The sequence below is a fragment of the Enterobacter cloacae complex sp. CDL013 genome, assembly GCF_049238805.1.
Lineage (GTDB): Bacteria > Pseudomonadota > Gammaproteobacteria > Enterobacterales > Enterobacteriaceae > Enterobacter > Enterobacter hormaechei_C.
Window position 1 is genome coordinate 296,582 of sequence record NZ_JBMKGT010000002.1, and the last position, 19,444, is coordinate 316,025.

16 protein-coding genes and 1 tRNA gene are annotated in these 19,444 nt (G+C 54.8%); 9 read left to right on the forward strand and 8 right to left on the reverse strand.

The window, feature by feature from the left end; translation table 11 throughout:
- Positions 1-99: 99 nt before the first annotated feature.
- Entirely contained in the window at positions 100-750 is a 651-nt protein-coding gene (gene rcsB, locus ACOTXD_RS04440; protein WP_003859405.1) for a response regulator transcription factor RcsB, read from the reverse strand.
- 16 nt (positions 751-766) lie between these two features.
- Complete coding sequence (gene rcsD / locus ACOTXD_RS04445; protein ID WP_003859403.1) at positions 767-3,439, reverse strand: phosphotransferase RcsD; 2,673 nt, start codon at positions 3,437-3,439, stop codon at positions 767-769.
- A 743-nt stretch (positions 3,440-4,182) separates the two neighbouring features.
- Here rcsD and ACOTXD_RS04450 point away from each other — a divergent pair.
- The 6 genes from ACOTXD_RS04450 to mgtE all read left to right on the forward strand — a co-directional run bounded on the left by ACOTXD_RS04450 (position 4,183) and on the right by mgtE (position 11,526).
- Positions 4,183-5,277, forward strand: coding sequence for a porin OmpC (locus ACOTXD_RS04450; protein ID WP_047055377.1), 1,095 nt, complete (start codon positions 4,183-4,185; stop codon positions 5,275-5,277).
- Positions 5,278-5,391: 114 nt separating this feature from the next.
- On the forward strand, positions 5,392-6,447 hold the full coding sequence (gene apbE / locus ACOTXD_RS04455) for an FAD:protein FMN transferase ApbE (RefSeq protein WP_023300605.1): 1,056 nt from the start codon (positions 5,392-5,394) through the stop codon (positions 6,445-6,447).
- 72 nt (positions 6,448-6,519) lie between these two features.
- Positions 6,520-7,578, forward strand: a complete 1,059-nt coding sequence (ada, locus tag ACOTXD_RS04460; RefSeq protein ID WP_421766375.1) for a bifunctional DNA-binding transcriptional regulator/O6-methylguanine-DNA methyltransferase Ada — start codon at positions 6,520-6,522, stop codon at positions 7,576-7,578.
- On the forward strand, positions 7,578-8,228 hold the full coding sequence (alkB, locus tag ACOTXD_RS04465) for a DNA oxidative demethylase AlkB (protein WP_032609716.1): 651 nt from the start codon (positions 7,578-7,580) through the stop codon (positions 8,226-8,228). The genes ada and alkB overlap by 1 nt, the downstream gene beginning before the upstream one ends.
- 76 nt (positions 8,229-8,304) lie before the next feature.
- Positions 8,305-9,948: a multidrug ABC transporter permease/ATP-binding protein gene (locus ACOTXD_RS04470; RefSeq protein WP_003859392.1), complete on the forward strand. Its 1,644-nt coding sequence runs from the start codon at positions 8,305-8,307 to the stop codon at positions 9,946-9,948.
- 141 nt (positions 9,949-10,089) lie between these two features.
- A complete protein-coding gene (gene mgtE / locus ACOTXD_RS04475; RefSeq protein WP_006811337.1) occupies positions 10,090-11,526 on the forward strand; it encodes a magnesium transporter in 1,437 nt (478 codons plus the stop codon).
- On the opposite strand, the gene ACOTXD_RS04480 is transcribed toward mgtE, so the two are convergent.
- The gene (locus tag ACOTXD_RS04480; RefSeq protein WP_032645730.1) at positions 11,489-12,784 is read right to left on the reverse strand and encodes a SulP family inorganic anion transporter; all 1,296 of its coding nucleotides are present in this window, start codon (positions 12,782-12,784) and stop codon (positions 11,489-11,491) included. The two genes, mgtE and ACOTXD_RS04480, sit on opposite strands and share 38 nt — an antisense overlap.
- A 187-nt stretch (positions 12,785-12,971) precedes the next feature.
- On the opposite strand from ACOTXD_RS04480, the gene mqo reads away from it, so the two are divergent.
- Positions 12,972-14,621, forward strand: a complete 1,650-nt coding sequence (mqo, locus tag ACOTXD_RS04485) for a malate dehydrogenase (quinone) (protein ID WP_003859385.1) — start codon at positions 12,972-12,974, stop codon at positions 14,619-14,621.
- A 134-nt stretch (positions 14,622-14,755) separates the two neighbouring features.
- Here mqo and eco read toward each other — a convergent pair whose 3' ends face one another.
- Positions 14,756-15,265, reverse strand: a complete 510-nt coding sequence (eco, locus tag ACOTXD_RS04490) for a serine protease inhibitor ecotin (protein WP_032609713.1) — start codon at positions 15,263-15,265, stop codon at positions 14,756-14,758.
- 202 nt (positions 15,266-15,467) lie between these two features.
- Here eco and ACOTXD_RS04495 point away from each other — a divergent pair, with 202 nt between their 5' ends.
- Positions 15,468-15,728, forward strand: coding sequence for a DUF2534 family protein (locus ACOTXD_RS04495; RefSeq protein ID WP_006811332.1), 261 nt, complete (start codon positions 15,468-15,470; stop codon positions 15,726-15,728).
- Positions 15,729-15,794: 66 nt separating this feature from the next.
- Here ACOTXD_RS04495 and ACOTXD_RS04500 read toward each other — a convergent pair.
- The 3 genes from ACOTXD_RS04500 to ACOTXD_RS04510 all read right to left on the reverse strand — a co-directional run bounded on the left by ACOTXD_RS04500 (position 15,795) and on the right by ACOTXD_RS04510 (position 17,952).
- A tRNA-Pro gene (locus tag ACOTXD_RS04500) sits at positions 15,795-15,871 on the reverse strand.
- Between the two features lie 73 nt (positions 15,872-15,944).
- Positions 15,945-17,705: an LPS biosynthesis-modulating metalloenzyme YejM gene (gene yejM, locus ACOTXD_RS04505; RefSeq protein ID WP_059294568.1), complete on the reverse strand. Its 1,761-nt coding sequence runs from the start codon at positions 17,703-17,705 to the stop codon at positions 15,945-15,947.
- Between the two features lie 19 nt (positions 17,706-17,724).
- The gene (locus tag ACOTXD_RS04510; RefSeq protein WP_001135586.1) at positions 17,725-17,952 is read right to left on the reverse strand and encodes a YejL family protein; all 228 of its coding nucleotides are present in this window, start codon (positions 17,950-17,952) and stop codon (positions 17,725-17,727) included.
- 134 nt (positions 17,953-18,086) lie between these two features.
- On the opposite strand from ACOTXD_RS04510, the gene yejK reads away from it, so the two are divergent.
- Positions 18,087-19,094, forward strand: coding sequence for a nucleoid-associated protein YejK (yejK, locus tag ACOTXD_RS04515; RefSeq protein WP_017383403.1), 1,008 nt, complete (start codon positions 18,087-18,089; stop codon positions 19,092-19,094).
- A gap of 51 nt (positions 19,095-19,145) precedes the next feature.
- Here the strand turns inward: yejK and rplY are convergent, their stop codons facing one another.
- Positions 19,146-19,430 (reverse strand): 50S ribosomal protein L25, encoded by a 285-nt coding sequence (gene rplY, locus ACOTXD_RS04520; RefSeq protein WP_003859376.1) that lies wholly within the window; start codon positions 19,428-19,430, stop codon positions 19,146-19,148.
- Positions 19,431-19,444 lie beyond the last annotated feature (14 nt).

Sequence of the window (19,444 nt, forward strand, 5' to 3'; positions counted from 1 at the left end):
AGGGCCTTTTTTATGTGCCCGGCGGCGCTGCGCTTGCGCGGGCCTGCGGGGTTTGTAGGCCGGGTAAGCGCGAGCGCCACCCGGCATAGACAGCGAAGATCAGTCTTTGTCCGTTGCGCTCAGCGTCACGGAAGAGAGATAGTTCAGCAGGGCGATATCGTTATCCACACCCAGCTTCATCATCGCGGATTTTTTCTGGCTACTGATGGTTTTAATGCTGCGGTTCAGCTTCTTGGCGATTTCAGTGACCAGGAAACCTTCAGCGAACAGACGCAGAACTTCACTCTCTTTAGGCGAGAGACGCTTGTCGCCATAACCACCCGCGCTGATTTTTTCAAGCAGGCGTGAGACGCTCTCAGGAGTGAATTTCTTCCCTTTCTGTAGCGCCGCCAGCGCTTTTGGCAGATCGGTAGGTGCGCCTTGTTTCAGCACAATCCCTTCAATATCGAGATCCAGAACGGCGCTCAGAATCGCCGGGTTATTGTTCATGGTCAGAACAATGATCGAAATGTCCGGGAAGTGGCGTTTAATGTATTTGATGAGCGTGATCCCATCACCGTATTTATCTCCAGGCATGGAGAGATCGGTAATGAGCACGTGCGCATCAAGTTTAGGCAGGTTGTTAATGAGGGCTGTGGAATCTTCAAATTCACCGACTACATTCACCCACTCGATCTGTTCAAGTGATTTGCGAATACCGAACAGTACAATCGGATGGTCATCGGCAATAATTACGTTCATATTGTTCATGTATAAGGCTACCTTGCTACAGCAAGCTCTTGACGTAAGCGTCAATGTCGCTGATGTATTTTTCAATGCCAGAGGCATCTTTCTCACGAATTAGATGTTCCAGCGTTTCACATAACTGCTTGCCGGGAACCAGATTAAGCATGGCAAACACCCCTTTAAGCCGGTGTGCTGTCTGTGCCAGCGCTGCAAAATCCTGCGCAGCGGACTCAGTATACAACCGCTTAACATCATCTGGTACTGTATCAACGAAGAGCGAATAATATCCGCTGGCATGGAGTTCGGCATTTTCATCGCCGCCTAACGGTGACTCCAGGATCTCTTCCTGCGCCAGATTCTCTTCAATCAGTTGTAATACAGCTTCCTGCATTGCATTGCTCATATTAAAGTTGACGCGCAGCTGCCCAGGGCCGATTTTCCGCACGCCTGGCTCATCATCGCTTAAAAGCAAGCCTGAGGCAGTAAGATTAGACGGATTATCAGTTAAAAATAGATCAAATTCTTGACTCGCGAGCCTTTCGTCCGGGGTAATGCAGGACGCACCCCAGTTTTCCAGCTGACGTACGACGATATTTCGGATCTCACTGGAGGTCACATCCACCATCACCACCACATCGTCCAGCAGACGCTCTTCATCCTCTTCCTGTGGATTCGCCGCCATTTTAACGTGTAAAGAGTAGCGGGTGCCGAGGGATTCGCGCGCCTTAATGTTCAGATGACCGCCCAGCTTACGCGCCAGCTGATCGCAAAGCCAGAAGGTGAGGGCATTCGCCTTACCGTAGTGGTCGCGCTGGGTATCGTTCAGGAACGGGAAGTGCAGGTTATCAATTTCGCTCACGGTCACGCCTTCGCCCGTATCCAGGATGCGGAACGTCAGACGATCGTCGGTGGACTCATCGGTGCTGACTTCAAGGGTGATCTTGCCGATCTGCGTCGTGGTGACGGCATACTGAATCAACATCATCAGGATGCGACGCAGGGCATCGCGATCGCCATGACGTTCGTCGTTGGCCGGTAAATGGTTGTTGATCAGCAGCTGGAGTCCCTTGCGCTTGATCACCGGCAGGACTTCCGGCACCACCTCATCAATCAGGTCCTGGATGGAGAAGAGCGTAGGGGTGCCCTTCCAGATGTCATTCTCCAGCATGTTCGCAAGCTGGATTTCGTCCACCAGACGAACCAGTGAATCGGCCTGGCTGCTTAGCTGTCGGCTTTCTGGCGTGCTCAGATCAGCAATCTGCGTGGCGAGTGACTTCAACGGCTGTTTAAAGGCATCGCCAATATTTTGCATAAACGCGGCGCGGCCATGCTGGTTTTTCTCGTACAGTCTTTGCGCCTGCTTGAGCTTTTTATTCACCAGCACTTCGCGATCCTGATCGCGAATGATGAAGATTTGCGTGCGCGACGCGACCTGACTGCGGAACTGACGGATCTCATACAGTTCATTATTAATGGTGGCCTGGATGACACCCTGATGCTGGTCCGCCATGGCCGTAATATTTTGCAGGTTAAGATGCGGCAGAAGGTGATCGGCAATTTTATTGCTCATTACCGTGCGGTTTGCCTCCTGATCGTGAACGAGCACCCCAAGCGGCAGCACGGAAATAATCTCTTCATTCAGGGCACGAAGAATGCGCAGCTCGTTGCTGGTCCCGGCTGATACCGACGTCGAGTCGCTCTGGCGGCCCGACTGGAAACGGAAGGTGCTGTAACCAAACAGCGCCAGCGCCAGCAGGCCGATATTCAGCAGCAGCGGCAGCAGAATGTTTTGCAGAGTATCAAGCATCAGGGTGCCAAAAGGCACCTGCCACACCAGACGCATACCGGTTGAGTTGAGCGATGAGGCAATCTCAATCTTTGAGCCATTAAATGAGATGGCTACGCTGTCCGCGCCTTCTTTATCCGACGGCGAGCGCATATTTTGGGTGCTGTTGTCTGGCTCCAGACGGAAGCTGTCCAGCGGCATATCCGGTGGGATGAGATCGTTAATCGGCAGGTCGAAGGCAACCACGGTCGCCAGATGGCCCGGCTGGTTAAAGGTGGTTCGCAGCGTGAAGTAGTGACCATTCTGCCAGGCAAGACGGCGTAATGACGAGAAACTTTCGCGCTCGTCCAGCGCGTTGGCCTGTTGCAGCATTTCTGCCCGACGGGAATCCACAATACTGCCCACGGTGGTCTCTTTAAAGCCGGAGGAGAGATCCTTAAGCGGCAGGGTTGAGATCAGGATCATGCTGTTGTCCTGACCGTTCAGGTAATACATTGACCACGGTACGGTCTCGGCGCCCCACAGGGTGTCCAGATAGGAGGAGATCCGCTGCGTCATCTCAAGCGTTGCGCTGTCGTGCGAGCCGAAAATCAGGGCTTCCGTCTTGCGCTGCGGTTTTTCAAGGTAATACACATCCTGCTTAAGGCGCGTTTCCTGCAACCCTTCGCCTGACGAGGTGGCGGGCGCGGCAGCGATATTGTCGTAGATTTGCCAGGTCGCATAGCGCCACGTATCAATGCGTTTATGCACCGCATGGGTGATATCGACGATTTGATAGCTTTTATCTTTAAGCCAGGTGTTAACGGCGCTCTGGATCATCACTCCCATTGTGACTAACAGCACAACGATCAACAGAAGAAAGAAACGGGTGATGCTGCCCGGTAGAAGGGAGAATTTGCTCGGGGCGGTAGTTTCAGTCTGACTCATCGATGTGTTTAACCCGTAATGGCCGCGCGGTAATGGGATAGGGCAGTATAAAGGGTAATAACTGAATTTCCAGCGTCGTTATCGGTATAACCTTGACTTTTTATCCGGGTAACCGGCTTCAACGTCCCCGGGTGAAAGGTGTACAAAACCCCGTGAAATGTATAAATACGCCATCGCACCGGCAGAAAAATAGCACGAATAAACAAGAAATTAATTTCGATAGCATAAAAACAATTAAGTGCAAGCCGTATTCGGGATTTAGTTAATAGTCGTTATCATTACCAAGCGGTAGCACATTAAATGTAGGTTGACGTAAAGAAAGGTAAAAAAAAACCGAATGCGAAGCATCCGGTTCAATTAGGGATAAACAGACATTCAGAACTGAATGACGGTAATAAATAAAGTTAATGATGATAGCGAGGGTTATTTTAGTGGTGTTGAAGGGAATTTTTTTGTCATTCAGTGCTGTACTGTTTTTTACGGCAATTTGCTGAATTTAATGCGATATATTTTTGTTTTGATTATCCGTGCTATATTTTTAAACTATTAATGCTCTGTAAAAGTTCCTCCAAATTTACAAATTGAAACATCTTGATGGTAAAGTGAAACATCTTCAAAGTTTTCGTATCATATTCCTGTTGGATTATTCTGCATTTTTGAGGAGAATGAACTTGCCGACTGGTTAAGAGGGTTGACCAGTAAGCAGTGGTAAATAATAAGGCATATAACAGAGGGTTAATAAAATGAAAGTTAAAGTACTGTCCCTCCTGGTACCAGCTCTGCTGGTGGCAGGCGCAGCAAATGCGGCTGAAATTTATAACAAAGACGGCAACAAATTAGATCTGTACGGTAAAGTGGATGGCCTGCACTATTTCTCTGATGACGACAGTGCAGACGGCGACCAGACCTACATGCGTCTGGGCTTCAAAGGCGAAACTCAGGTTAACGACCAGCTGACCGGTTACGGCCAGTGGGAATACCAGATCCAGGGTAACTCTGGTGAGAACGAAAACAACTCATGGACGCGTGTGGCGTTCGCAGGTCTGAAATTCGCTGATGCGGGTTCATTCGACTATGGTCGTAACTACGGCGTTGTTTACGATGTAACTTCCTGGACCGACGTTCTGCCGGAATTCGGCGGCGATACCTACGGTTCTGACAACTTCATGCAGCAGCGTGGTAACGGCTTCGCGACCTACCGTAACCAGGACTTCTTCGGTCTGGTTGATGGTCTGAACTTCGCGTTGCAGTACCAGGGTAAAAACGGCAGCGCAAGCGGCGAAGGCCAGACCAACAACGGTCGTGAGGCACTGCGTCAGAACGGTGATGGCTACGGCGGCTCTCTGACCTATGATCTGGGCGAAGGCTTCGCTATCGGTACGGCAGTCACCAGTTCTAAACGTACTGCTGACCAGAACGCTGCGCGCTACTACGGTGAAGGCGATCGCGCAGAGACCTACACCGGTGGTCTGAAATACGACGCGAACAACATCTACCTGGCTGCACAGTATACTCAGACTTACAACGCGACCCGTGCGGGCGACCTGGGCTGGGCTAACAAAGCGCAGAACTTCGAAGTGGTTGCGCAGTATCAGTTTGACTTCGGTCTGCGTCCATCCGTGGCGTACCTGCAATCTAAAGGTAAGGACCTGGAAAACGGCTACGGCGACCAGGATCTGCTGAAATATGTTGATGTTGGCGCGACTTACTACTTCAACAAAAACATGTCCACCTACGTTGATTACAAAATCAACCTGGTTGATGAGAACGACTTCACTCGCGCAGCAGGTATCGGTACTGACGATATCGTCGCGCTGGGTCTGGTTTACCAGTTCTAATTGCTCATACAGCGACAAAGGGGCCAACAGGCCCCTTTTTTCATGCTTTTTTAGGGTCTTACAAATACGCTGTTTTAGTGTACTCTTGCCGCCCTGGCATGAGGATAATAACCAATGGATATGACTTTTTTACGCGCCAGCGTTCTGGCGACTTTTTTACTCCTGACCGCGTGTGACTCTTCCACACAGCCCGCAAAAATCGACGCACCCGCCGCGACGGTGCTGGAAGGGAAAACCATGGGGACCTTCTGGCGCGTCAGCGTGATGGATATTGATAAATCCCGCGCTGAAGAATTACGCGGTAAAATTCAGGCGCAGCTGGATGCCGACGATCAGCTACTCTCTACCTATAAAAATGACTCAGCGCTGATGCGTTTCAATCGCTCCAGCAGCACCTCGCTGTGGCCGGTGAGCGAAGCAATGGCCGATATCGTCACGGAAGCCATGCGCGTGGGCTACAAAACCAACGGCGCAATGGATGTGACCGTGGGGCCGCTGGTGAACCTGTGGGGATTTGGCCCCAACAAGCAGCCGGTGACTACACCCGATCAAGCCGCCATCGACGACGCCCGCGCGCGTACAGGGTTACAGCATCTGGCGGTGATCTCCCAGTATGGTCAGCAATACCTGCAAAAAGATATTCCCGACCTGTTTGTGGATCTCTCCACGGTAGGCGAGGGGTATGCTGCGGATCATCTCGCGGCCCTGATGGCGCAGGAAGGCATTCCGCGTTATCTGGTTTCCGTCGGGGGCGCGCTCGTCAGCCGGGGCATGAACGCCAGCGGCAGGCCGTGGCGAGTGGCCATCCAAAAACCAACCGATCAGCAAAACGCGGTGCAGGCGATTGTCGACATCAACGGGCATGGTATCAGCACCTCCGGAAGCTACCGCAACTATTACGAGCTGGATGGCAAACGTATCTCGCACGTGATTGATCCGCAAACCGGACGCCCGATTACCCATAACCTGGTGTCCGTGACGGTGATAGCCCCAACCGCGCTGGAGGCGGATGCCTGGGATACCGGATTGATGGTGCTCGGCACGGAGAAGGCCAAAGAGGTAGTGCGTCAGGAAGGGCTGGCCGTCTATATGATCACTAAAGAGGCTGACGGGTTTAAAACCTGGAGTTCGCCGCAGTTCAATAGCTTCCTGGTGAGCGAAAAAAATTAAAAAGCAAGGTTGCGGGTTTTTGTTCGGTGGCGTTCAGGCAAGCTGAGCGTATGCTTGTAAGAGGAGCCGATAATGAAAAACACAACCTATCTTACCGATGAGGATCGCTGGCAGGCCGTACTGGCCCGCGATCCGCGTGCGGATAACCAGTTTGTCTTTGCCGTGCAGACGACCGGCATTTATTGTCGTCCGTCCTGTCGCGCCCGCCACGCGCTGCGTAAAAATGTCTGCTTTTATCCTGATGCTCACCAGGCCGCGCAGGCGGGTTTCCGCCCCTGTAAGCGCTGTAGGCCGGACCAGGCCGACCCTATGGCGCAGAAAAAGGCCAACATTGCGCTGGCCTGTCGACTGCTTGAACAGGATGCCGCGCTGAACCTGGAGGCACTGGCGCAGCAGGTTGCCATGAGTCCGTTCCATTTCCACCGCTTGTTTAAATCCGTCACCGGCATGACGCCGAAAGCATGGCAGCAGGCCGCGCGTGAACAACGCCTGCGCACCCTGCTTGCACAGGGCGGTAAAATCACCGACGCCGTACTGGCCGCTGGCTTTCCGGACGGCAGCAGTTACTACCGTAAAGCCAACGGCGCGCTGGGCATGACGGCAAAACAGTACCGCAACGGAGAGGCTGCGGTCCGCTATGCCATCAGTGACTGCTCGCTAGGCCGCTGTCTGGTGGCGGAAAGCGAGCGCGGGATCTGCGCAATACTGCTGGGTGATGACGACGCCGGGCTGACGGCTGAGCTGCTGTCACTGTTTCCGCTTGCCGTCCGTGAACCGATGGAAGGCGCATTTGCCGGGCGTGTACGTCAGGTGATTGCCTCTGTCGACAGCCGCGCGACGCCGCTGACGCTGCCGCTGGATATCCGGGGTACCGCCTTCCAGCAGCAGGTCTGGCAGGCGCTGCGGACTATCCCCTGCGGAGAAACGGCAAGCTATCAGCAGGTGGCAAAGGCCATTGGTAAACCCAATGCCGTACGTGCCGTGGCGGGGGCCTGCGGTGCCAACAAACTGGCGATAGTCATCCCCTGTCACCGCGTGGTGCGTAACGACGGCGCGCTGTCGGGTTATCGCTGGGGCGCAGCGCGTAAGGTGCTATTGTTGAAACGTGAGGCGAACAACCCGGAGGAATAATGCTCGATCTTTTTGCTGATGCTGAACCCTGGCAGGAGTCGCTCGCGCCGGGGGCGACGATCCTGAGACGCTTCGCGCTTTCCCGCGCGGCGGCGCTGTTCGACGGCATTAAAGCCGTCACCGCCCGTTCGCCGTTTCGCCATATGGTTACGCCGGGCGGGTATACCATGTCCGTGGCGATGACCAACTGCGGCGAACTGGGATGGGCGACGAATGAGCGGGGCTATGTATATGCCGCGTACGATCCGCTGACGGATCAGCCGTGGCCGCCGATGCCGGAGGCGTTTCAGGCGCTGTGTCATGATGCCGCCGTGGCGGCCGGCTATCCTGATTTTCGACCCGATGCCTGTCTTATTAACCGCTATGCCGTTGGGGCAAAGCTCTCCTTGCATCAGGATAAGGACGAGCCGGACCTGCGCGCGCCGATTGTCTCGGTATCCCTTGGGCTGCCCGCTGTCTTTCAGTTTGGCGGCCTGCGGCGCAACGACCCGCTCAAACGGCTGATGCTGGAGCATGGCGATGTGGTTGTCTGGGGCGGTGAATCACGGCTTTTTTATCACGGTATTCAGCCGCTTAAACCAGGCGATCACCCGGTGGCGGGGGCGTTTCGCTACAACCTCACGTTCCGCCAGGCAGCGTACAGAGAATAAAAATAAGAATTATTCTTGATGTGTGTGAAAGGCAGTTTACACTGCTGGCTGATTTTTCTTGTCCGGATTGCTCTGCATGCAACTACTTCTTCTTGTCTGGCGGCAGTATCGCTGGCCTTTTATCGCGGTGATGGCGTTAAGCCTTGCCAGCGCGGCGCTGGGGATCGGCCTGATTGCCTTCATTAACGTGCGTTTGATCGAAATGGTCGACACGTCACTCTCCGTCCTGCCGGAATTTCTGGGTTTACTGCTGCTGCTGATGGCAGTCACGCTCGGGTCACAGCTGGCGCTGACCGCGCTCGGCCACCACTTCGTTTTCCGTCTGCGCAGTGAGTTCATCAAACGGATCCTTGATACTCAAGTGGAACGCATCGAACAGCTGGGAAGTGCTTCTCTGCTGGCGGGGCTGACCAGCGATGTGCGCGCCATTACCATCGCCTTTGTGCGCCTGCCGGAGCTGGTGCAGGGGATCATCCTGACCTTTGGCTCGGCAGCCTATCTCGCCTGGCTCTCCAGCAAAATGCTGGCGGTAACGGCGCTGTGGATTGTTATTACCATCTGGGGCGGGTTCCTGCTGGTATCACGCGTCTATAAGCACATGGCGGTGCTGCGCGAAACGGAAGACAAGCTCTATAACGATTACCAGACGGTGCTGGAAGGGCGTAAAGAGCTGACGCTGAACCGCGAGCGCGCCGAACATATCTTCAACCATCTCTATATCCCGGATGCGCACGAATATCGTCATCACATTATTCGCGCCGATACGTTCCACCTGAGCGCCGTGAACTGGTCCAACATCATGATGCTGGGCGCGATTGGGCTGGTGTTCTGGATGGCGAACAGCCTGGGGTGGGCGGATACCAACGTGGCGGCAACCTACTCCCTGACGCTGCTGTTTTTACGCACGCCGCTGCTGTCGGCCGTTGGCGCACTGCCGACGCTGCTGAGCGCACAGGTGGCCTTCAACAAGCTGAAGAAGTTCGACCTTGCGCCGTTTAAGGCTGAGTTCCCGCGCCCGCAGGCCTTCCCGAACTGGCAAACGCTGGAGCTGCGTAACGTTACCTTCCGCTATCAGGATAACGCCTTCTCAGTGGGGCCGATCAACCTGACCATTCACCGCGGCGAACTCCTGTTCCTGATCGGCGGTAACGGCAGCGGCAAATCCACGCTGGCGATGCTGCTGACGGGCCTCTATCAGCCGCAGTCGGGTGAAATTTTGCTGGATGGTAAAGCGCTGAGCGCGGAGAAACCGGAGGACTACCGCAAGCTCTTCTCGGCGGTATTTACCGACGTCTGGCTGTTCGACCGGCTGCTGGGACCGGAAGGGCAGCAGGCGGATCCGGCGCTGGTGGAGAAGTGGCTTGCGCACCTGCAAATGTCGCACAAGCTGGAGCTTCAGGATGGCAAAATCCTGAATCTCAAACTGTCGAAAGGGCAGAAGAAGCGCGTGGCGCTGCTGCTGGCGCTGGCCGAAGAGCGCGACATCATCCTTCTGGATGAATGGGCCGCCGATCAGGACCCGCACTTCCGTCGCGAGTTTTATCAGGTCCTGCTGCCGCTGATGCAGGCGATGGGAAAAACCATTTTTGCCATCAGCCATGACGATCACTACTTCATTCACGCCGACCGTCTGCTGGAGATGCGCGACGGCAAGCTGAGCGAGCTGACCGGCGATGAGCGCGATGCGGCGTCACGGGACGCGGTGGCGCGTACGGCCTGATTGCAATTGTGCCGGGTGAACCCCGGCACACTAATTTTTTCATATATGCCGTTTTTTTCTCCATCCCGACCCGCCGTTTATTCTTATTTACATATCCCCGCGCTATGCTTAACGCCAACTCATTTAATGGATTTATGATTGATGTCGGTATTAAAGAAAAACAGCGCCAGGCAGCGTGACCAGGAGCGTGCGCGGCTCATCTGGCTCCTGACGACTGATAAAGCGGTCACGTCAACGTTATTGGGTAAGCTAACCCTGGCTGAGCAATATGATGTCGGCACGCTGGCCGACGATATTGCTGAGGTAGGTGCGCTGGTTGCACATTTACCACCTCCGGATCTGGCGGACACCCTGGAGGCATTGCCTTCCGAGGAGCGCCACGCCCTGTGGCGGCTGGTGCAGGATCACGAGCGTGGTCAGGTGCTGCTTGAAGCCTCGGAAAACGTCTGGGATGACCTTATCGATGAGATGAGCGACCGGGACATTCTTGACGCACTGCAAACGCTGGATATCGACGAGCAGATCTACCTTGTACAGCATCTTCCGCGCAACCTGACCGGACGCCTGCTGGCTTCCCTGCCTGCCGAAGAGCGGGCGCGCGTGCGTCAGGTGATGCACTACGAGAAAAACAGCGTCGGCGCGATCATGGAGTTTGGCGTCATCACCGTGCGTCCGGACGTCACCCTGGGGACGGTGCAGCGCTATCTTCGTCGCCTGGGCAGTATGCCGGACAACACCGATAAACTGTTCGTCACCTCGCGGGATAAAACCCTGCTCGGGGAGCTGGAGCTGAAAACGATCCTGCTGAACAGCACCCAGCAGCGGGTGAGTGAGGTCATGGAAACCGAGCCGATGGTCTTCTCGCCGGAAGACGATGCCGAAAAAGCGGCGCGTACTTTCGAACGTGATGACCTGGTGAGCGCGGCGGTGGTGGATTCGGTGGGCAAGCTGATGGGGCGTCTGACCATCGATGAGATCGTTGACGTGGTCTATGAAGAGACCGATAACGACCTGCGTGCCCTTGGCGGGATCAGTGCCGAAGACGATGTTCATGCCTCCGTCGGCAAGGCCGTCAAAACCCGCTGGGCGTGGCTCGCCATCAATTTATGCACCGCGTTCGTGGCGTCCCGCGTTATTGACGGCTTCGAACATACCATTTCCCAGCTGGTGGCCCTGGCGTCGCTGATGCCGATTGTGGCGGGGATCGGCGGGAACACCGGCAACCAGACTATCACCATGATCGTTCGCGCCCTGGCGCTGGAAAACATTCAGCCGGGTAATTTTTCGTGGCTGATTTTCAGGGAGATGGGCGTCGCGCTGATTAACGGCCTGGTCTGGGGCGGCATCATGGGCGGCATTACCTGGTGGCTGTACGATGATATGGCGCTGGGCGGGGTCATGATGCTGGCGATGGTGCTGAACCTGCTGGTGGCGGCGATGATGGGCGTGATTATCCCATTGACGATGACCCGGCTGGGGCGCGACCCCGCGGTGGGGTCGAGCGTGATGATCACCGCCATTACCGATACCGGCGGTTTCTTTATTTTTCTTGGACTGGCGACGATTTTTCTTCTGTAGCCAGTGCTTTTTGCTTAAGTCGGGCAGGGAGGATGAACATCATCACAATCCCGCCCAGCACGCCAATCGCCAGGTTGCCGGTGTAAACCGTTGCCACAACCGTCACCAGCATCACGACGGTTTCAGCCACCGGCGCGTTTTTCAGCGTTCCGGGCTGAACGCTATGCCAGCTAAAGGTCTTGACGGCCACAATGGCCATAATACCCGCCAGTACCGCCATCGGGATTTTGGCCATCACCTCGCTGAGCGCCGTAACCAGCACCAGCAGTACGATACCCGCCGCAAGGGTGGAGATACGGCTTCTGCCTTTCCCCATCTCCACGTTTACGATGGTCTGCCCAATCATCGCGCAGCCCGCAATGCCACCGTAGAACCCGGCCATAATATTCCCCACGCCCAGACCGATGCTCTCGCGACGCTTACTGGAGGGGGTAGCGGTCAGTTCATCCACCAGTTTTGCCGTCAGCAAGGATTCCAGCAGGCCAACGAAAGCGATACTTAGCGCGCACGGCCAGATAATGCTCAGGGTTTCCAGATTGAGCGGCACCAGCAGTTGCGTAAAGCCCGGCAAACCGCCGCTCATGGAGCCTTCATCCCCTACCGTCGGCAGAATTTGCCCGCTGGTGACGGTGAACAAAGTCAGCAGCACAATGGCAATCAGCGGGGAGGGCACGCTTTTGATATAGCGTGGCACCCACAGCACAATCAGCAGCGTCAGCACGAACAGGCCCACAATCACCGGGCTTCGGCTCCAGAAATGGGGCACCTGGGCAAAGAAAATCAAAATGCCAAGGGCGTTAACAAACCCGGTCATCACCGACTGGGGAATAAAGCGCATCAGCCGCGCCATACCCAGCGCGCCGAACAGGATCTGAATCATGCCTGCCATCACCACCGCGGGCAGAATGTACTGTACGCCGTGTTGATGGACCATCGGGCCAATCACCAGCGCGACGGAACCTGCCGCCGCCGTCACCATGGCCGGACGCCCGCCGAGCAGGGAAAGGGCGAAACAGAGCACCACGGAGGCGATAAGACTCACTTTCGGATCCACGCCCGCGACCACGGAAAACGAAATCACTTCCGGGATCAGCGCCAGCGCGGTAATCACACCGGCCAGGGTTTCGCGCATCAGACGGTGAGGCGAACGTAAAACAGTGGCGACATGGCCTTCTTGAGGTACAGACGAGTGGGGTAATGACATAACAATTCGCTGGTAGGGGCAGGCTTCCGTGCGCGCGATCACAAAGTGCAGCATCATAGCCAGGAAAATCGTCGGGTGCCAGCCTGTCTGCCAAAACCCTACAAACAATCCATCATTAAATTTCACAATTACAATAATTTCGTAACCTTTAAACAATATTTAAAAGTTGCTACCGTGCCACCGCAGCGTGTTTCACCTGTAATTTCCACGCATCAAGCACTATTCAACTAAGGCATAAATGATGAAAAAAATGACTGCCGTGCTCTTTTCTCTGGCCGTGGGGCTGAACGCCGTCTCGCTGGCGGCGAAGGCTGACGCACCAAAAGAGCAGGAAACGGATGTCCTTTTAATTGGTGGCGGCATCATGAGCGCCACGCTGGGAACGTATCTTCAGGAATTAGAGCCGAACTGGTCCATGACCATGGTCGAGCGCCTCGATGGCGTGGCACAGGAAAGCTCTAACGGCTGGAACAACGCCGGGACGGGGCACTCGGCACTCATGGAACTGAACTATACGCCGCAGAAAAAGGACGGTTCCATTAGTATCGAGAAGGCGGTAGAGATCAACGAAGCGTTCCAGATCTCACGTCAGTTCTGGTCTCACCAGGTGAATAGCGGTGTGTTGCACAATCCGCACTCCTTCATCAACACCGTACCGCACATGAGCTTTGTGTGGGGCGATCAAAACGTCAACTTCCTGCGCGCGCGCTACGCTGCCCTACAACAGAGCACGCTTTTCCGCGGGATGAAATACTCTGAAGATCACGCTCAAATCAAAGAGTGGGCGCCGCTGGTCATGGAAGGCCGCGATCCGAACCAGAAAGTGGCGGCGACCCGCACTGAAATTGGTACTGACGTTAACTACGGTGAAATCACCCGTCAGCTGGTGGCCTCTCTGAAGAAAAAAGAGAACTTTAACCTGCAACTCAGCTCCGAAGTGCGTGGTTTCAAGCGCAATGCGGATAACAGCTGGAGCGTGACCGTTGCCGATCTGAAAAACAACGAAGCCGAGCATGTGATTAAGGCCAAGTTCGTGTTTATCGGTGCGGGCGGCGCGGCGCTGAAACTGTTGCAGGAGTCCGGTATTCCGGAAGCGGACGACTACGCCGGCTTCCCGGTTGGCGGCCAGTTCCTTGTGTCGGAAAACCCGGAAGTGGTTAACCGTCATCTGGCGAAAGTGTACGGTCAGGCCTCTGTGGGCGCACCACCGATGTCCGTTCCGCATATCGACACCCGCATGCTGGACGGTAAGCGTGTAGTGCTGTTCGGGCCGTTCGCCACATTCTCCACCAAGTTCCTGAAAAACGGTTCCCTGTGGGATCTGTTGAGCGCGACCACAACGTCAAACGTCAAGCCAATGATGGACGTGGGGCTGGATAACTTCGATCTGGTGAAATACCTGATTAGCCAGGTGATGCTCTCTGATGAAGAACGCTTCGAGGCGCTGAAAGAGTACTATCCGCAGGCGAAGAAAGAAGACTGGCGTCTGTGGCAGGCAGGTCAGCGTGTGCAGATCATCAAACGCGATCCGAAAGAGGGCGGCGTGTTGCGTCTGGGTACCGAAGTGGTAAGCGATAAGGATGGCACCATTGCCGCGCTGCTGGGGGCATCTCCGGGGGCGTCTACCGCTGCGCCAATCATGCTGCACCTGATGGAAAAAGTGTTTAAGGACAAAGTATCCAGCCCGGAATGGCAGGCGAAGCTGAAAACCATTATTCCATCCTACGGTACGAAGCTGAACGGTAACGTTGAGGCCACGGAACAAGAGCTGGAATACACCAGCCGCGTTCTGCAACTGCAATACGTCAAACCGCAGGCTGCGGATGCTGCGCCAAAGGCAGAGCTGAAGCCTCAGGCGGAAAGCAAGCCGGTAGCGGATATCGCGCTGTAAGATAAACGCAAAACGGTAACATCCGTTACCGTTTCTAGTGTTTTCTCCCTCTCCCTGTGGGAGAGGGTTGGGGTGAGGGCGCCAGAACGCACCCTTTCCAGGTCGGGTAAGCGTGAGCGCCACCCGACTTATTTTTAACGAACTACCGCTTGTCCTACCGTCTCATCCGCCTTCCATACGCGATATTTCACATCCACGTTTTCCGGCGTATATACGACGATCGGCAGCTTGCTGTTATAGCGCAGCAGACTGTTATCGCCCAGATACGCGGTAATAAATTTCTTCTCTTTCTTGCCGTCCGGGCACGCCATCATGGTGGAGACTGGCGAGGTTACTTTGTCGAAGACATAGTAGTCATAGCCCCAGCCTTCCAGCGTTTTGCTTTCCAGCTGGCCGCCCAGACGATGCTGGTTGCAGTCCACTTCCAGCGTCTGGCCGATTAACAGCTCAACTTTGAAATTTGCTTCATCCTGCTGAGCCGGGAGCTGAATAACCTGGCGCTTCATCCCTTTGTCCGCTTGCGGATACGGAGCAACTTTTTCCAGCGGCTGCTCTTTCTGGGTTTCGCTGGCGAAAGCACTGCTGCTGGCGCACGCAGCGGCGATGAGGGCGATGGCAAATTTAGGTGCGTTTTTCACTGTCATTCCTTTTTGTTAAAACGATCCTGGAAAGACTAACATAATATACGTGAATGGTTGGCGTAATTTACTCACATTTTCATTTTAAACGGAGTAATGCACTGCTTTTGTGTTCTTTTATTGGTGTTTAATGCTGTGGTGGAGTCGATGCGGCGATCGTGTTATTTTACGCGTTAATTATTGTTATTTATCTGTAAAGGGAGGAGATATGGTACGGGAAAAACTGAAGACACCTGAAGGCCGCAAGTTCCTGCTGGCGTTACTGGTTGTGTTTATGATTGCTGCTGCATGCGTGGGGCGAGCAACCATTGTCGGTGTGATTGAGCAGTACAACATCCCGCTCTCTGCCTGGACAACCAGCATGTTTGTCCTGCAATCGGCGATGATCTTTGTTTACAGCCTGGTGTTCACCGTGCTGCTGGCGATTCCGCTGGGGATTTTCTTTCTCGGTGGGCGTGAAAAACACTAAGCATTGCGCATGCGGAGACAGGCAATAAAAAACCAGCCATAAGCGGCTGGTTTTTTTGTGTAGTTTTGGTCGGCACGAGAGGATTTGAACCTCCGACCCCCGACACCCCATGACGGTGCGCTACCAGGCTGCGCTACGTGCCGACGCATAAAAGGAATAGTACTCTATTCCTTTTTGAATGCAAGGGGCAAGCAACGCTAACTGATTCATAAATAATCAGTTAGCGATAAAGCGCTTCTCGTCTGTCAGCACCTGCAACAGCAAACTGAGCTGCGGTTTCTGGTCTTTCAGTTTCTCACCTTCGAGGCTATACGTCTGGTAATTGCCGTTGCTGTTCAACACCAGGGACAACGTCGGTGTGGTCACCACCAGCGTGTTTCCGCCAGCAGCCGTGACCCAGTTATGACGCCGCGTGGCGCTAAAGAGGTCTTGGCCCTGCGAGTACTCAATTGCCGGTGTGCTGACGTGCAGCAGCCGCTGCATTAACGTGGTCATGACGTCTTTATGGTCGGTCAGCATGTTGATGCGCTGCGCGGGAGTGCCCGGCCAGTGGATCACCAGGGGAACATGCAGGTTCGGACGCGACCACGCCATGCCCTTCGCCCCGTCGCCGAGCGGCACGCCATGCCCCGCCGTGATAATAACGACCGTATTGTCCAGCTTGCCCGCGTCGCGCAGGGCGGTCAGCACGCGGCCGATCTGCGCATCAACATCGCCCGCCGCACGGCTATAGCGGCGCGCGAAGCCTTTCTGATTGCTGTCATCAAGCGTTGTGCCGTTAAACGCAACCCAGGAGAACCAGCGGTTATCTTCCTGCGCATAGCGCTTCAGCCAGTCTATCCACTGGTCAGCGGTCCGATCGTCAGACTGGCTCTGCGCGGCGGGCAGTGAGAAATCAGACAGCAGTGCCTGGCGGTACAGCGAGCTGTTGAAACCATCAGAGGCGAACAGCCCCAGCTGGTAGCCCTGCTGATTAAGCCCGGTAATCAATGCAGCCGGAATACGGGCCGACAGCACGCCGTCCATATAGCTCGGTGAAATACCGTAGAACAGACCGAAAATACCCGCGTCGGTCGAATTACCTGAGCTCATATGCTGAGTGAATACGATGTTGTTCTCAGCGAATTCAGCCAGCGCTGGCATCTGCTTCTCATAGCGAGAATAGTTCAGGCCATCGACGGTAATCAGCAGCACGTTCTGACCGCGCCCCATGTCGCGATATTTCAGATCGCTCAGGGGATACTGCACGCTGACCGCTTCCGGATTACCCTGTTCGACCAGACGACGCTGATACTCCTGCGCGTCCAGCAGGCCGTGTTTTTCGAGGAAACGACGCGCCGTCATCGGATAGGAGAGCGGCAGGTTTGCGCGCTGCATGGTAATCGGGCGGTAGAAGTTCGCATCTGCCCAGATATACATCAGGTGCGAACCGATAAATGAGGCGAAAAAGAGCGCCGCGACGGGCTTCGCATAATGGCGGCGTCGGGTCAGACTGCGGAGTTTTTGCCAGCTCCACGTGGCGAACAGCATTTCGATCAGCAGGATAATCGGCACGCTGATAAACATCAGCTGCCAGTCGCGCGCGGTCTCGTTCTGATCCGGGTTAATCACCAGCTCCCAGACGACAGGATTCAGGTGCAGGTGGAATCGGGTAAAGACTTCGCTGTCGATCAGCAACAGCGTCATGCCCGCCGTTGCAAGAATGGCAGACAGGAAGCGCATCAGCCGCTGCGACATGACGATAAACGTCAGTGGGAACAGGATCAGCAGATAGGTGGCGAAGACCAGAAAGCTAAAGTGACCCACAAGGCTCATCCACGAGTAGACGCGCCCGGTTAATGTGGTTGGCCAGTCCGCCACAAACAGATAACGGCAGCCGAGCACCATCGCCAACAGAATGTTGAACAGGGCAAACCAGTGCCCCCAGCTGACCATCTGGGAGACTTTTTCACGGTAGCGCTGACGATTCGTCACCATAAACTGTTGTTCGTTTCCCTTAGTGTGCCTGGTCGTCGCTAACGGAGGACTGCAAAGCCTGGGCGAAAGATTTGGCGATCGCCTGACGCTGAGCCGGAGCAACGCTGGTATTGATCAGGTTGGTAACCATATTTCCCAAAACCATCAGGGAGAGATCGGTTGGCGTTTTATGTTTTTCCAGTACGTTGACCAGCTCACTGAGCAGTTGTTCAACGTGTTCGTCACTGTAGCGGGAATGTTGTGGCATAAATCAAAATCAGTTTGTTGAGAGAAGGGCGACATATTACCGTAGCAACAGCTTTTTTTCCCCTTTTTTATCTTCTGTTGCACACATGCGTTGGTGGTGGTTGAATACCGCCCGGTCTAAAAGGAGAGTTTATCATGAGTCTGGAAATCAACCAGATTGCCTTGCACCAGCTTATCAAGCGTGATGAGCAAACCCTTGAAGTGGTGCTGCGCGATTCGTTACTGGAACCAACGCCTACCGTTGTCGAGATGATGGCGGAGTTGCATCGCGTCTACAGCGCGAAAAATAAAGCCTATGGCTTGTTCAGCGAAGAGAGCGAACTGGCGGATAGCCTGCGCCTGCAACGTCAGGGCGAAGAGGATTTCCTGGCATTCAGCCGCGCTGCTACTGGCCGTCTGCGTGACGAACTGGCGAAATATCCCTTCGCCGATGGCGGTATCGTCCTGTTCTGCCACTACCGCTATCTGGCGGTAGAGTATCTCCTGGTCACCGTGCTGAATAACTTAAGCAGCATGCGCGTGAACGAGCAGCTGGATATCAGCTCAACGCACTACCTGGATATCAACCATGCGGATATTGTGGCGCGTATCGATTTAACCGAATGGGAAACCAACCCGGAATCGACGCGCTACCTGACCTTCCTTAAAGGTCGCGTGGGCCGCAAAGTGGCCGATTTCTTTATGGACTTCCTCGGTGCCAGCGAAGGGCTGAATGCCAAAGCGCAGAACAAAGGTCTCCTCCAGGCGGTGGATGACTTTACGGCTGAGGCGCAGCTTGATAAATCTGAGCGTCAAAACGTGCGTCAGCAGGTTTACAGCTACTGCAACGAGCAGTTACAGGCCGGGGAAGAGATTGAGCTGGAGTCGCTGTCCAAAGAGCTGGCAGGCGTCAGCGAAGTCAGCTTCCAGGAATTTACCGCGGAAAAAGGCTATGAGCTGGAAGAGAGCTTCCCGGCGGATCGCAGTACGCTGCGTCAGCTGACGAAATTTGCCGGTAGCGGCGGTGGGTTAACCATTAACTTTGATGCCATGCTGCTCGGGGAACGTATCTTCTGGGACCCGGCCACCGACACGCTGACCATTAAAGGCACGCCGCCGAATCTGCGCGACCAGCTTCAGCGTCGCACCTCAGGCGGTAAGTAACAGCCATAAAAAAACCCCGCAAACGCGGGGTTTTTCTCGACAGGTTTGCGATTACGCGCGAACGAAGTCGATGTGAGTCAGTTTTGGCTTGAACGCGTGACGCTGAACAGCCTGAACTTTCACTTTTTCTTCTTTACCGCCAACAACGATGGTCAGAACTTCGCTGTAGAACTCAGCTTTGGTCTGCATGTTCCATACTTTGTCGTGATCCAGTTCAATAGCAACTGGAGCAGCTTCGCCACCGTAAACGATAGCCGGGAACTTGTTTGCGGTACGCAGGCGGCGGCTCGCACCCTTACCCTGCACGTTACGTACTTCTGCTTCGATAGTGAACATTGATTTCTCTCTGT